Below are 15081 nucleotides of genomic sequence, written 5' to 3' on the forward strand. Positions count from 1 at the left end.
GTCTTGAACGACTCGACGTAGCTCGGGTCATCCAGCAGTTGCCTGAAATTGTCCAGGCCGACGAACTCGATGGAGGTGCCGAAAGGGTCCTGCTGTTGCAGCGATTGCAGCAGGGCCTGCCCCGCCGGCCAGAAGAAGAACACCAAAATGACCGCCATTTGCGGCAGCAGCAGCAGCCAGGGGAGCCAGCTGGATCGGAAGACAACGCGTTTTTCCATAAGGCCTTCAGTGGGCAAAAACTGTGAGTGCTAAAACATAAAAACCCGCCTGGCCGTCTCCTGTCTGGAAGAGAGGGAAGTCAGGCGGGCCGAGTGTAGCCCGTCGGGCGGGGGGGCTCTGTCTCGTGGGCGATCAGCCGCCCTTATTGGCTTTCTGGAAGCGCTCAAGCTGCTCATTACCGCGCTTGACGATGGAGCCCAGCGCTTCCTTGGCAGTTTTTTTGCCGTTCCAGACCTGCTCGAGCTCTTCGTCCTCGATCGCGCGGATCTGCACATAGTTGCCCAGGCGAATACCGCGGCTCTTGTCTGTGACCTTGCGGATCATCTGCGTGACCGCGACGTCGGTGCCCGGGTTCTGTTTGTAGAAGCCGGACTTTTCGGTCAAGTCGTACGAAGCCATCGTCACAGGCAGGTAGCCGGTGCGCTTGTGGCTGGCCGACTGCACTTCAGGCGTGGAGATAAAGCTGAAGAACTTGGCGACACCCTTGTATTCGGCCGCTTTCTTGCCCGACATGACCCAGAGGCTTGCGCCGCCGATCACGGTGTTCTGTGGCGCGCCGGGAACGTCCTGGTAATAAGGCAGCGGGGCCAGGCCGTAGGCGAACTTGGCGTTTTTCGCCACGTTGCCGTAGAAGCCCGAAGACGTGTTGATCATGGCGCACTCGCCCGACACGAAGCTGGCTTCAGGCACGTTGCCGCGGCCCTTGTAGATAAAAAGACCCTGCTTGGCCATGTTGGCCAGGTTCTCGATGTGGCGCACGTGCAGCGGAGAATCCACCTTCAGGCGCGCATCCATGCCTTGCAGGCCGTTGGCTTTGGTGGCGAACTCGACGTTGTGCCAGGCCGAGAAACTTTCCACCTGCGTCCAGTTCTGCCAGGCGGTCGTGAAGGGGCACTTGTGGCCGGATGCCTTCAGTTTGGCGGCGGCGTTGACCACCTCAGGCCAGGTGACGGGGGCCTTGTCGGTCGGCAGGCCGGCGGCCTTGAACGCGTCCTTGTTGAAATAGAAGATGGTGGTGGAGCTGTTGAACGGGAAGCTCAACATCTGGCCGTTTGGCGCGGTGTAGTAGCCGGCGACAGCGGGAATGTAAGCCTTCGGGTCAAATTTTTCTCCGGCGTCCTGCATGATCTTGCCGACCGGAACGATGGCGCCCTTGCTGGCCTGCATCGTGGCGGTGCCGACTTCAAACACCTGGAGGATATGCGGTGCATTGCCGGCGCGGAAGGCCGCGATCGAGGCCGTCATGGATTCGTCGTACGTGCCTTTGAAGGTGGGCACTACCTTGTATTCCTTCTGGCTCTCGTTGAATTGCTTGGCCAGGTCATTGACCCATTCGCCGTTGACGGCCGTCATTGAATGCCACCACTGGATCTCGGTCTGGGCCTGGCTGGCCAGCGGCGCACACAGGCCGAGGGCCGCGAAGGCGAATGCTGAGAGACGGTTTTTCATTAAAACTCCTGGGATTGGGCGCGCACCGGGGCGCGCCACGTTAAACGAGACAGTGTAAAAACTGTTTGTGACACGCGATTTAATCGATTTGCGGGCTTCCCGACAAGCGGGATTTCCATAAGGACACATACGACTTCCCTGGCGCCAAAGATAAATGTTGCGCTGCGGTAATATAGGGCAACAGCGCTGGACACGGGTCCGAAGCCGCTGGCTTTTCACGATGAACGCCCCTACTACCCTCCAAGAATTGAACGTCTTTGCCGATGACGCAAAGGCTGGCGAAGCCCGCATCCGCGAGATTCCCTATAACTACACCTCATTTTCCGATCGGGAAGTGGTCATCCGCCTGCTGGGCGAGCGTGCCTGGGACCTGCTGAACCGCCTGCGCGACGAGCGCCGCACCGGCCGCTCCGCCCGCATGCTGTACGAGGTATTGGGTGATGTCTGGGTGGTGCAGCGCAACCCCTATTTGCAGGACGACCTGCTGGACAATCCCAAGCGGCGCAAGCTGCTGGTCGATGCCTTGCAGCACCGCCTCACCGAGGTGGAAAAACGCCGCACACCGGAGGCGGATCAACAGCGCGACGCCATCGTCGGTGAACTGCTGGATGCCGCGCGTGGCGCCGTCGCCCGCTTCTATACCTCCTTCAGCGAGATGTACGACTTGCGCCGCCTGACGGAACGCAAGCTGCGCAAGCTGACGCTCAAAGACAACATCAAGTTCGACGGCCTCTCGCGGGTGTCACATGTCACCGATGCGACTGACTGGCGCGTCGAGTATCCGTTTGTGGTGCTTACGCCCGACACCGAGGCCGAAATGGCAGGCCTGGTCAAGGCCTGCATTGAGCTCGGCCTGACAATCGTGCCGCGCGGCGGCGGCACCGGCTACACCGGCGGTGCGATTCCACTCACCTGGAAATCGGCGGTCATCAACACCGAGAAGCTCGAAGCCATGACCGAGGTCGAAATGGTCTCGTTGCCTGGCGTTGAAAAACCGGTCGCCACCGTGTGGACCGAAGCCGGTGTGGTGACCCAGCGCGTGGCTGACGCGGCAGAGCGCGGCGGTTTTGTGTTCGCGGTTGACCCGACTTCCGCAGAAGCCTCCTGTATTGGCGGCAATATTGCGATGAACGCTGGCGGCAAGAAAGCCGTACTCTGGGGCACGGCGCTGGACAACCTGGCTTCATGGCGCATGGTGACGCCGCAGGCCGAGTGGCTGGAAATCACGCGCGTGGGCCACAACCTGGGCAAGATTCACGACGCCGAGATGGCCAGTTTCGAACTCCAGTATTTCGAAGCCGACGGCAAAACGCCCATCCGCACCGAGCGGCTGGATATTCCCGGCAAGACTTTCCGCAAGGAAGGGCTGGGCAAGGACGTCACGGATAAATTCCTCAGCGGCCTTCCGGGCATCCAGAAGGAAGGCTGCGACGGCCTCATCACCAGCGCACGCTGGATCGTGCACCGCATGCCGGCGCACACCCGCACCGTCTGCCTCGAGTTTTTCGGCAATGCCAAGGACGCGGTGCCCAGCATCGTCGAGATCAAGGATTTCATGTTCGCCGAGCAAAAGCGCGGCGGCGCCATCCTGGCGGGGCTGGAACACCTGGACGACCGCTACCTGAAGGCGGTCGGTTACGCCACCAAGTCGAAAAAGCACGGCGGCCTGCCGAAAATGGTGCTGTTTGGCGACATTGCCGGTGACGACGCCGATGTGGTGGCGCGCGCCACGTCGGAGGTGGTGCGCATTGCCAATTCTCGCCACGGCGAAGGTTTTATCGCCATCAGCCCTGACGCCCGCAAGAAATTCTGGCTGGACCGCAAGCGCACTGCGGCGATCTCCAAACACACCAATGCCTTCAAGATCAATGAAGACGTCGTCATTCCGCTGCCCCGCATGGCGGAATACACCGACGGCATCGAGCAGATCAATATCGAGCTGAGCCTGGCCAACAAGATCCGGCTGTGCGACGAGCTGGAGGCCTTTTTCCTCAAGGGCAACCTGCCCCTGGGCAAGTCTGACGACGCCAACGAGATCCCCTCGGCGGAGCTGCTCGAAGACCGTGTGGCCCAGGCGCTGGCGCTGCTTGCTGAAGTACGCACGCTGTGGACCGGATGGCTGCAGGGTATCGGGACGCACCTTCCCCAACTGCAAGACCACACGCTGCGCGCCAGCTGGAAAACCCAGATTCGCGCGCCACTACAGGCGATTTTCTCGGGCGGTGCGTTTTTGCCGGTCCTGGAGGAATGCAATGCCATCCACAAACGCGTGCTCAAGGGCCGCGTCTGGGCGGCGCTGCACATGCACGCCGGCGACGGCAATGTGCACACCAACCTGCCTGTTAACAGCGACGATTACGACATGCTGCAGACGGCACATGTGGCAGTGGCGCGCATCATGGTGCTGGCCCGTTCCCTGGACGGCGTGATCTCGGGCGAACACGGCATCGGCATCACCAAGCTGGAGTTCCTGACTGACGAGGAGCTGCGGCCTTTTACCGAATACAAGCAGAAAGTTGACCCCGAAGGGCGCTTCAACAAAGGCAAGCTGCTACGAAATCAGGAGCTGCTTGCGCACGGTGGTAGCGGGCTGCAGGCCGAAAACGGTGTCAAACCGATTCTGCACGCCGATCTGACCAATGCCTATACCCCGAGCTTCGGCTTGATGGGCCACGAGTCGCTGATCATGCAGCAGTCCGACATCGGCGCCATCGCCGACAGCGTCAAAGACTGCCTGCGTTGCGGCAAGTGCAAGCCGGTATGCGCCACGCACGTGCCGCGCGCCAATCTGCTGTACAGCCCGCGCAACAAAATCCTGGCCACCTCGCTGCTGGTGGAGGCTTTCCTCTATGAAGAGCAAACCCGGCGCGGCGTGAGCATCAAGCACTGGGAAGAGTTCGAGGACGTGGCTGACCACTGCACGGTGTGCCACAAGTGCCTGACGCCATGCCCGGTGGACATCGACTTCGGTGAAGTCTCGATGAACATGCGGAACCTGCTGCGCAAGATGGGGCAAAAATCCTTCAGGCCCGGTAACGCCGCCGCCATGATTTTCCTGAACGCCACCAGCCCGCAAACCATCAAGTTCATGCGCGGCGCCATGGTGGACGTGGGCTTCAAGGCCCAGCGCCTTGCCAACGACCTGATGCGCCGGCTGGCACGCAAGCAGACGGCGCTGCCGCCGGCAACGGTCGGCAAGGCGCCCGTGAAAGAGCAGGTGATCCACTTCATCAACAAAAAGATGCCGGGTGGCCTGCCCAAGAAGACCGCGCGGGCGCTGCTGGACATCGAGGACAAGGACTACGTCCCCATCATCCGCAATCCCAAGAGCACCACGTCGGAAACCGAGGCCGTGTTCTATTTTCCCGGCTGCGGCTCCGAGCGCCTGTTCAGCCAGGTGGGCCTGGCGACGCAGGCCATGCTCTGGCATGCGGGCGTGCAGACCGTGCTGCCGCCGGGGTACCTGTGCTGCGGGTATCCGCAGCGCGGCAGCGGCCAGTTCGACAAGGCCGAAAAAATCATCACCGACAACCGGGTGCTGTTCCACCGCGTGGCCAACACGCTGAACTACCTGGACATCAAGACTGTGGTGGTGAGCTGCGGCACCTGCTACGACCAGCTGCAGGGCTACGAGTTCGACAAGATATTCCCGGGTTGCCGCATCATCGACATCCACGAATACCTGCTCGAAAAAGGCATCACCCTGCGCACCGACCAGCCGGGTGCGGGCTATCTCTATCACGACCCCTGCCACAGCCCGATGAAGCTGCAGGAGCCCATGAAAACCGTCAAGGCGCTGCTGGGCGACAACGTGCTCAAGAATGACCGGTGCTGCGGTGAGTCGGGCACGCTGGGCGTTACCCGGCCCGACATCTCGACGCAGATCCGTTTCCGCAAGGAAGAAGAATTGCGCAAGGGCGAAGCTGCCTTGCGGCAGGCCGGTGCGGTGGCTGAAACCGCCAACGTCAAGATCCTCACCAGCTGCCCGAGCTGCCTGCAAGGGCTTTCGCGATATGGCGACGATCTGAGTAACGGCCTGCTTGAAGCCGATTACATCGTGGTCGAAATGGCCAATCAGATTCTGGGCAAGGAATGGCTGCCGGCCTATGTCGAGGCGGCCAACCATGGCGGCATTGAGCGGGTTTTGGTCTAGGCCGTTTCCTGGTTTCAATGTCAACGGGCTTATTGCCAAAATGCCAAATCAAAGGCCTGATGCGTCAGGCCTTCTTCCTTCAGAAAGCGATCCCTTCATGGCAGGCCTTCAACCCGATTCACCGACCCCCACTGCGCTGACGGTTCACAGCCAGTCGCGCATTCTTGAAATCGCGTTTTCTGACGGTGCCGAGTTCAGGATTCCGTTTGAACTCATGCGCGTCTATTCACCCTCCGCTGAGGTGCAAGGTCACGGTCCGGGCCAGGAAATCCTGCAAACCGGTAAGCGTGAAGTGACTGTGATTGAGCTTGAGCCTATTGGCAATTACGCCGTCAAGCCGGTGTTTTCGGATGGCCATGAGAGCGGAATTTTCTCGTGGGACTATCTCTACAAACTGGGCGCCGACCAGGCCCAGCTCTGGGATGAGTACCAGCGGCGCCTGCAGGCGGCCGGCGTTGATCGCGATGCGCCCATGGCCGTAGCCGGCGGCCACGGCTGCGCAAGCCACTGATCGGCAAGCGGCCTGTAGCCGCACGTGGCGGCGAAGGTGTGCTCGTGCCACTGTTGTTTTTCCAGCATAAAAGCGGGCAATAAGCCGCAATGCCCCATGTCCGCTCAGGGTTGTCGAGAGCAATTACACCTTTGCCCTCTAGCATTGCTGGTATGAGCAGTACCCATTTCGGTTTTGAATCCGTCGACGAGCAGGACAAGGCACGCCGCGTGCGCGGCGTGTTTGACTCTGTGGCCCCCAAATACGACGTGATGAACGACCTGATGTCCATGGGCCTGCACCGTGCCTGGAAGGCCTACACGGTGCTGGTGGCCAATGTCAAAGAGGGCTACCAGGTGCTGGACATCGCCGGCGGCACGGGCGACCTCGCGCTGGCCTTTGCCCCCAAGGTGGGCACCACCGGCCGCGTGGTACATACCGATATCAACGAGGCGATGCTCCGCGAAGGCCGAAACCGCCTGCTGGATGCTGGTGTCAGCTTGCCCACCCTGGTGTGTGACGCCGAACACCTGCCGTTTCCCGATGCCAACTTCGACGTGGTGACCGTCGCCTTCGGCCTGCGCAACATGACGCACAAGGAAGATGCGCTGCGCGAGATGAATCGCGTGCTCAAGCCCGGCGGCAAGCTGCTGGTGCTGGAGTTCTCCAAAGTGGCCAAGCCGCTGGAGAAAATTTACGACTGGTATTCCTTCAAGGTGTTGCCGCGGCTGGGAAAGCTGGTGGCCAATGACGACTCAAGCTACCAGTACCTTGCCGAATCCATTCGCATGCACCCCGGCCAGGACGAACTGAAAGCCCTTATGCATAAAAGTGGTTTCGGCCATGTGGACTATCACAACATGACAGGCGGGGTCGTGGCATTGCATGTTGGAATCAAGTGTTGAAAAGTCAAATGGCCTAAAAACCGTGATCAAGGAGACGATATGAAAATCTGGTCGGCAATATTTTCCGCGGCGCTCGCGTTAACCCTGGCTCTGGGGGGAACAGCTGCCGACGCCAAACGACTGGGCGGTGGCTCGTCATTTGGCAAACAGTCGTCCAACGTCACCAAGCGTGAGGCGGCGCCTGGTGGCAGCAATGCCGCCAAGCCGGCGGCCCCTGCGGCAACACCGGCGCCTGTTGCGCCCAAGAAACCCTGGGGTGCCATGCTGGGCGGCCTGGCCGCAGGTCTGGGCCTCGCGTGGCTGGCTTCGTCGCTGGGCCTGGGCGGTGCCTTCGGCCAGATCATCATGTTTGCCCTGCTGGCATTGGTGGTCATGCTGGTGATCGGTTTCATCATGCGCAAATTCAAGGGCGGAGCAGGCAACGGCCAGGCAACAGGACAGGCACCCTTCGCGTTCCAGGGTGCGGGCAATGCCACCACCCCCAAGAACTACAGCCCTGAAAATGTCGGAAACGATTCGTCCGCGCGTCCGTGGGAGCGCAGCAGCATGGCTTTTGATGCCAACAAATATGACGCGGCTGCGCCTGCGGCGGGCGGCTCCATGATCGGCTCTGCCCTGCTGGGTTCGCAGTCATGGGGTGTTCCGGCCGGGTTTGACGCCGAAGGTTTTCTCAAGGCCAGCAAGGCCAACTTTGTGACGCTGCAGGACGCCTGGGACCGCTCCGACATCCAGAGCCTGCGCGCCATGATGACGGACGACATGCTCGAGCAGATCAAGACCCAGCTCGCCGACCGTGAGTCGCACACCGGCGGCGTGGTGAACAAGACCGAGGTCGTCATGCTGGATGCCCAATTGCTGGGCATTGAAGAACTGAGCGACGTTTACATGGCCAGCGTGGAATTCTCCGGCATGATCCGCGAAGACGCTTCTGCAGGCGCCAGCCCGTTCCGTGAGGTCTGGAACATGACCAAGCCACGCAGTGGCGGCAGCGGTTGGCTCGTTGCCGGCGTACAGGCTCTCCAATAACCCCCGTTCACGCTCACTTCGTGTAGCCTGCTCTCCCCTTAAAAGGAGGCGGTGCCTGCGGCCCGGCAAAGCCGAAAAATTGGCACACCCCTATCGGCCTCACTTCGTGTAGCCCTTTTCCCCTTGCAGGGGACGGCGCTTGCGGCCCGGCAAAGCCGGTTCCGCGGCACCCGCTGGTGAATACCCCGCACGGGTAGTGTCCAAAGAATTCTTCAAACCAGCAGGGGCCGCGGGACTGGCTTTGCCAGACCGCAGGCGCAGCGGCCCCCTCGGGGGGCAGGGAGCTACACGAAGTGAGCGACCGTGGGGGCCACATTGCTGTCAAAATCGGGGTCGTATGAACACTACGACCCCATTTTCATTTCTGGAATCCATTGCCACCCGCTTTCAGCCGCCCGCCTGGGTGGTTGATGAGGGGCAGCAGCGGCTGGTGCTGTTCCTGAACCATGTCCTGATGCAGGAAAAGCAGGCACAGGACCGCTTGCTGCGGCAAAAAGGGCGCGTAGTGCATCTGCGCTGGGGCCTGTTTGCGATTGACCTGGTGGTTACGCCAGCGGGCCTGGTGGATCGGGCCCAGCCTGCTGCAAAGCCGGACCTGCTGCTGGCGGTGGCCACCGAATCGCCGCTGACAGTGATGCAGTCTGTATTGGCCGGCAAACCCCCGCCGGTAAAAATCGAAGGTGACGTGCAGCTGGCCGCCGAATTGGGCTGGCTGGCCGAAAACCTGCGCTGGGATGCCGAGGAGGACCTTTCCCGGCTGATCGGCGACGCCCCTGCACACGCGGTGGCCGACGCCGGGCGGCGAATCTTCACGGGGCTCAAGCAATTTTTGGCAAGTACGCCGTTTGCGTCAGCCGCTCCCCCTTCTCCGGCGCCAGCTACCGGTGCCCAGCCCGCAGCGCCCAAAGCGGGTCCTTCGGCAGGCGAAGGTGCCGAGCCGGTGAAAGCACCTGCATGAGTCGCCTCTTCAGAGGTGTTTTTATTGTCTGGACCGTGCTGCGGTTCGGCCTGGATGAGCTGGTGCTCTCCAGTTTCGAAAGGCCCTGGATCCGCCTGCTGACACGCATTGTGTCGGTGGGCCGCAACCTGAAGGCGCCGCGCGGTGAGCGCCTGCGTGAAGCGCTTGAAAGCCTGGGCCCGATCTTCGTCAAGTTCGGCCAGGTCATGTCCACCCGGCGCGACCTGCTTCCACCCGATATCGCTGATGAGCTTGCGCGACTTCAGGACAGGGTGCCGCCGTTTGATTCCGCTGTAGCGGTTGCCATCATTGAGAAAGCCTTTGGCCGGCCTCTGGACCGCATCTTCGCAAGCTTCGAGCAGACACCCGTGGCCAGCGCTTCCATCGCCCAGGTGCATTTCGCCACCTTGCCCAATGGCCGTGAGGTGGCCGTCAAGGTGCTCAGGCCCAACATGCTGCCGGCCATCGAGAAAGACCTGGCGCTCATGCACATGATGGCCGGCTGGGTGGAGGGCGCCTCATCGGACGGCAAGCGCCTGAAGCCGCGCGAGGTGGTGGCTGAATTCGACAAATACCTGCATGACGAGCTGGACCTGCTGCGCGAAGCGGCCAACGCGGCGCAACTGCGCCGCAACATGCAGAACCTCGACCTGGTCATGATTCCCGAGATGGTGTGGGATTTCTGCATGCCCGACGTCATGGTGATGGAACGCATGAAGGGAATCCCCATCAGCCAGGTGCAGCGCCTTCGCGACGCCGGCGTGGACATGAAAAAACTGGCGCGCGACGGCGTCACCATTTTCTTTACCCAGGTGTTTCGCGACGGTTTTTTCCATGCCGACATGCATCCGGGCAATATCCAGGTCAGCCTGGCGCCAGAGACTTTCGGGCGTTATATCTCGCTGGATTTCGGGATTGTCGGCACGTTGACAGAGGTGGACAAGGAATACCTGGCGCAAAACTTCAGTGCTTTTTTCCAGCGCGACTACAAACGTGTGGCTGAGTTGCACCTGGAGTCCGGCTGGGTGCCTCCTGAGACACGGGTCGACGAGCTGGAGGCTGCCATCAGGGCTTGTTGCGAACCTTATTTTGACCGTCCGCTCAGGGAAATTTCGCTGGGTTTGGTGCTGATGCGGCTGTTCCAGACCTCGCGGCGGTTTCATGTCGAGATTCAGCCGCAACTGGTCCTGTTACAGAAAACCCTGCTCAATATCGAAGGCCTGGGGCGGGAACTGGATCCCGACCTGGACCTCTGGAGCACCGCCAAGCCTTTTCTGGAGAAATGGATGCTTGAGCAGGTAGGCCCTGAAAAACTGCTGGCGCAGCTCAAGGCGGAGGCGCCTGCCTATGCCAAGCTGCTCCCGGGTTTGCCGCGCCTGCTGTCCCAGTATCTGAAATCGCCCCCCGGAATCAACCGCCGCGAGCTTGAAGAGCTGCTGTCTGAGCAAAAGCGCACCAACAAACTGCTGCAAAGCCTGATTTATGGCGGTTTGGGCTTCGTGTTGGGGCTGATCGCCATGCAGTTTCTCCTGCGTGTACGGGTGTTTTAGGCCAGTTGGACAAGGCCCCAACGGCCTATAATTGAAGGCTTTGCATCCGGGAACCTTTCCCGGGCAAATGTTCCGGACAATTTCCGGATTWAGCCGTTCAAAACCTCTAGCACTATGCCAATCTACGCCTATAAATGCGAGTCCTGTGGGCATGCCAAGGACGTTTTGCAAAAAATATCGGATGCACCGCTCACCGTTTGCCCTCAATGCGGTGAGCCCGCCTTCAAAAAACAGGTGACGGCCGCGGGCTTTCAACTCAAGGGTTCCGGYTGGTATGTGACGGACTTCCGCGGTGGCAGCACCGGCGCACCGGCATCCGCCGCAGCGCCTGCCGGCGACACGGCTGCGAGCCCTGCTTCAAGCGCCAAACCTGCTGACTCGGGTGCTCCCGCGCCGGCAACTACTGCGGCTGCGCCAGCGCCTGCCCCGGCGGCACCGGCCACCTCTTCCGGCGGCAACTCTTCGTCAAAACCGTCGTGATGGCTTCCATTCGCCGCTGGCTTCTGGCCGGGCTCCTCGTCCTGGTGCCCCTGGCCATCACGCTGTGGGTGCTCGACTGGATTGTCGGCACCCTGGACCAGACGCTGCTGATCCTTCCCGGCGCCTGGCATCCCGACAAGCTGCTGGGTTTCCATATTCCTGGTTTTGGCGTGCTGCTCACGTTGCTGATCGTGCTGTTGATGGGCGCCGTTGCCAGCAATTTTTTCGGCAAAAAACTGGTTCGCTGGGGTAACTCCTTCCTCAGCCGCATCCCCATCGTCCGTTCCATTTATTCCAGTGTGAAGCAGGTTTCCGATACGGTGTTTTCGGAAAACGGCAATGCCTTTCGCAAGGCCCTGCTGGTGCAATGGCCGCGCGAGGGCGTATGGACTATCGGCTTTCTGACGGGATTGCCCGGCGGCGACGTGGTCAACCACCTTCAGGGTGACTACCTGAGCGTTTACGTGCCCACCACGCCCAACCCTACCGGTGGCTATTTTGTGATGCTGAAAAGAAGCGACTGCATTGAGCTCCAGATGAGTGTCGATGAGGCTTTGACTTACGTGATTTCCATGGGCGTCGTGGTGCCTTCCAAACCCGCACCGCGTCCGCTGACTCCTCCCCTTTAAACCGCGAAAATTGCAACCCTGCGCGCGAGGCGCTGAAAGTCCGAGTTTTTTATGGCTATCGTTTCCCAAATGCGTTCGAACTATTGCGGTCTGGTGACCGAAGCCTTGCTGGGCCAGACCGTCAGCCTGTGCGGCTGGGTCAATCGCCGCCGTGACCATGGCGGCGTGATCTTCATTGACCTGCGCGATCGCGAAGGCTATGTGCAGGTGGTCTGCGACCCGGATCGCGCCGACATGTTCAAGACCGCTGAAGGCGTGCGCAATGAATTCTGCGTGCAGGTCAAGGGCGTGGTGCGCGCCCGCCCTGAAGGCACGACCAACGACAACCTCAAGAGCGGCAAGGTCGAAGTGCTTTGCCACGAGCTGATCGTGCTGAACCCGAGCGTGACACCCCCGTTCCAGCTCGACGACGACAACCTTTCCGAGACGACGCGCCTCACGCACCGCGTGCTGGACTTGCGCCGTCCCTACATGCAGAACAACCTGATGCTGCGCTACCGCGTGGCCATGGAAACGCGCAAATTCCTCGACGCCAACGGCTTCATCGACATTGAAACCCCGATGCTGACCAAGAGCACGCCCGAAGGCGCGCGCGACTACCTGGTGCCCAGCCGCGTCAACGAAGGCATGTTCTTCGCGCTGCCGCAAAGCCCGCAGCTGTTCAAACAGCTGCTCATGGTGGCGGGTTTTGACCGCTACTACCAGATCACCAAGTGCTTCCGCGACGAAGACCTGCGTGCTGATCGCCAGCCCGAATTCACGCAAATCGATATCGAGACGTCCTTCATGGGCGAACAGGACATCCGTGACCTGTTCCAGGGCATGATCAGCAACATCTTCAAGACCGTGCTCAACACTGACCTGGGCGAATTCCCGGTCATGGCGTATGGCGAGGCCATGCATCGCTTTGGTTCCGACAAGCCGGATTTGCGCGTGAACCTGGAGTTCACGGAACTCACCGAAGTCATGGCGACCGTGGACTTCAAGGTTTTCAGCACGCCCGCCACCACCGCAGGTGGCCGTGTGGTGGCCCTGCGCGTGCCCGGCGGCTCCGAGATGAGCCGCGGCGAGATCGACGGCTACACCGAATTCGTCAAGATTTACGGCGCCAAGGGCCTGGCCTGGATCAAGGTCAACGACATCACCAAAGGCCGCGACGGCCTGCAAAGCCCCATCGTCAAGAACATCCATGACGCAGCGATTGCGGAGATCCTCAAACGCACCGGCGCGCAGAACGGCGACATACTTTTCTTCGGCGCCGACAAGGCCAAGGTCGTCAACGACAGCATCGGCGCGCTGCGCCTGAAGATCGGCCACAGCGAATTCGGCAAGAAAACCGGCCTCTTTGCCAAAGGCTGGAAGCCGCTGTGGGTGGTTGATTTCCCGATGTTCGAATTTGACGAGGAAGGCCAGCGCTGGAGCGCCGTGCACCATCCGTTCACCGCACCCAAAGACGGGCACGAAGACTGGATGGACACCGACCCGGGCCGCTGTATTGCCAAGGCGTACGACATGGTTCTCAATGGCTGGGAACTGGGTGGCGGCTCGGTCCGTATCCACCAGGCAGACGTGCAGAGCAAGGTGTTCAACGCCCTGAAAATCGGCCCGGAAGAAGCGCAGCAGAAGTTTGGCTTCCTGCTGGACGCATTGCAGTACGGCGCGCCGCCGCACGGTGGCCTGGCTTTCGGCCTGGACCGCATCGTCACCATGATGACGGGCGCTGAGTCGATCCGTGACGTGATTGCTTTTCCCAAGACACAGCGCGCACAGGACCTGCTCACGCACGCGCCCAGCCCGGTGGATGAAAAGCAGTTACGCGAACTGCACATTCGCCTGCGCAACCCACAGCCAGTTTAATGTTGCCCCCACGGTCGCTCGCTGCGCGTAGCTTCCGAGGCCTTGCAGGCCGCGGCTCCCGAGACGCTTCGCCTCTGTCGCCCGTCCAAGCCTGCGCAGGCAGGCTTGAAGCCGCGGGCTCCAGCCCCTCGGGGGCGCTCTTTTCCTTGGGGCGGCCCGGCGGAAAAGCCTGTCGCTCGCAAGCAAGCGCAAGCATCTGAGTGACGAGGGGATAGCTTGGAAGCCTTCAAGATCCCCGAATCGGTGCTGGTCATCATCCACACACCGCAGCTGGATGTGCTGCTGATCGAGCGCGCCGACAACCCGGGTTTCTGGCAGGGCGTCACGGGCTCCAAAGATACGGTGGGCGAACCCTTGCTGCAGACGGCGGCACGCGAGGTATTGGAAGAAACGGGCATTGACGCAGAACCTGGGCAGTTTCGCGACTGGGGCCTTGTGAATGTTTACGAGATTTATCCGGTCTGGCGCCATCGTTATGCGCCCGGCGTTATCCACAACACCGAGCACGTCTTCAGCCTGTGCCTGCCCGAGGCTTGCGAGGTAAGGCTTAACCCCGGGGAACACACGGCCTGGCAGTGGCTGCCGCACCATGCAGCCGCAGACTTGTGCTTTTCACCGTCGAATGCCGAGGCGGTGCTGCTCTTGCCGAAATTCACGGACTGAACGGCGAGCGCAAGAAGATCGCAACAGTTTGTGAGCGGGTGCTTCACCGATTGGCAAACACCAGTCGGTCGGTTCAAATGGAATCAATCGGGCATCGATCAACCCGCCAGATATTCACACACTCCAGGCTAAGCCGCCGCACATGTTTCCACTTCGCAAGGCCGGTGCACTGCAATTGCTCCAGGGTGGGCAGGATTTTTTCCCGGCACTCGTCGAGGCCTTTGATGCAGCGAAAACCTGGATCCAGCTGGAAACCTATATTTTTGATTTCCACGGCGCGGGTGCGGAGGTGGCCGAGGCTCTGATCCGCGCTGCCCGCCGGGGCGTGACGGTGCAGGTGCTGGTCGACGGCATAGGTACCGGCCGTTTGACGGCTAACTGGCGCGACAAATTTGCAGAGGCCAAAGTCGACTGGCTGGTGTATTCCCCCCTCGGTACCGGCCTGAGCGGCCTGGGCCTGCTGGTGCCGGAGCGCTGGCGGCGGCTGCACCGCAAGCTGTGTGTGGTGGACCAGCGCACTCTGTTTTGCGGCGGCATCAATGTGCTTGACGATTTCTACGATCCCAACCACGGCGCGCTCCAGGCGCCGCGCGTTGATTTTGCCGTGACGCTTACCGGCCCGCTGGCGATGCAGGCGGCTGATGCCATGGCCTTGCTCTGGTGGCGCGTGCAGGCCGGCTATAGCGCGCGGCAGCGGCACAT

At 61.1% G+C, this 15081-nt stretch carries 12 protein-coding genes and 1 pseudogene; 11 read left to right on the top strand and 2 right to left on the bottom strand.

Features of this window, described 5'->3' with window-relative positions:
* Both AC1D0Z_RS09675 and ugpB read right to left on the bottom strand, forming a co-directional pair.
* Positions 1-218: pseudogene (locus AC1D0Z_RS09675) on the bottom strand (glycerol-3-phosphate transporter permease); the annotation flags it as partial.
* A 133-nt stretch (positions 219-351) separates the two neighbouring features.
* Positions 352-1668, bottom strand: a complete 1317-nt coding sequence (gene ugpB, locus AC1D0Z_RS09680) for a sn-glycerol-3-phosphate ABC transporter substrate-binding protein UgpB (protein ID WP_477658035.1) — start codon at positions 1666-1668, stop codon at positions 352-354.
* A 220-nt stretch (positions 1669-1888) separates the two neighbouring features.
* On the opposite strand from ugpB, the gene AC1D0Z_RS09685 reads away from it, so the two are divergent.
* From AC1D0Z_RS09685 to AC1D0Z_RS09735, 11 genes are all read left to right on the top strand, one after another.
* Positions 1889-5821 (top strand): DUF3683 domain-containing protein, encoded by a 3933-nt coding sequence (locus AC1D0Z_RS09685; protein WP_477658036.1) that lies wholly within the window; start codon positions 1889-1891, stop codon positions 5819-5821.
* A 97-nt stretch (positions 5822-5918) separates the two neighbouring features.
* Entirely contained in the window at positions 5919-6332 is a 414-nt protein-coding gene (locus tag AC1D0Z_RS09690) for a gamma-butyrobetaine hydroxylase family protein (RefSeq protein WP_477658037.1), read from the top strand.
* 152 nt (positions 6333-6484) lie between these two features.
* Positions 6485-7216: a bifunctional demethylmenaquinone methyltransferase/2-methoxy-6-polyprenyl-1,4-benzoquinol methylase UbiE gene (gene ubiE / locus AC1D0Z_RS09695; RefSeq protein ID WP_477658038.1), complete on the top strand. Its 732-nt coding sequence runs from the start codon at positions 6485-6487 to the stop codon at positions 7214-7216.
* 39 nt (positions 7217-7255) lie between these two features.
* Positions 7256-8242: a Tim44 domain-containing protein gene (locus AC1D0Z_RS09700; protein ID WP_477658039.1), complete on the top strand. Its 987-nt coding sequence runs from the start codon at positions 7256-7258 to the stop codon at positions 8240-8242.
* Between the two features lie 337 nt (positions 8243-8579).
* Entirely contained in the window at positions 8580-9200 is a 621-nt protein-coding gene (locus AC1D0Z_RS09705; protein WP_477658040.1) for a hypothetical protein, read from the top strand.
* A complete protein-coding gene (gene ubiB / locus AC1D0Z_RS09710; protein ID WP_477658041.1) occupies positions 9197-10750 on the top strand; it encodes a ubiquinone biosynthesis regulatory protein kinase UbiB in 1554 nt (517 codons plus the stop codon). The genes AC1D0Z_RS09705 and ubiB overlap by 4 nt, the downstream gene beginning before the upstream one ends.
* Before the next feature lie 114 nt (positions 10751-10864).
* Positions 10865-11230, top strand: coding sequence for an FmdB family zinc ribbon protein (locus AC1D0Z_RS09715; protein WP_477658042.1), 366 nt, complete (start codon positions 10865-10867; stop codon positions 11228-11230).
* Entirely contained in the window at positions 11230-11859 is a 630-nt protein-coding gene (locus AC1D0Z_RS09720) for a DUF502 domain-containing protein (RefSeq protein ID WP_477658043.1), read from the top strand. Before AC1D0Z_RS09715 ends, AC1D0Z_RS09720 begins: the two co-directional genes overlap by 1 nt.
* Before the next feature lie 51 nt (positions 11860-11910).
* On the top strand, positions 11911-13716 hold the full coding sequence (gene aspS / locus AC1D0Z_RS09725) for an aspartate--tRNA ligase (RefSeq protein ID WP_477658044.1): 1806 nt from the start codon (positions 11911-11913) through the stop codon (positions 13714-13716).
* Between the two features lie 216 nt (positions 13717-13932).
* Positions 13933-14379, top strand: a complete 447-nt coding sequence (gene nudB / locus AC1D0Z_RS09730) for a dihydroneopterin triphosphate diphosphatase (RefSeq protein ID WP_477658045.1) — start codon at positions 13933-13935, stop codon at positions 14377-14379.
* Between the two features lie 142 nt (positions 14380-14521).
* On the top strand, positions 14522-15081 hold a 560-nt coding region (locus AC1D0Z_RS09735; RefSeq protein ID WP_477658046.1), incomplete at its 3' end, for a phospholipase D-like domain-containing protein.

This window comes from Polaromonas sp. P1_E3 (assembly GCF_056405935.1).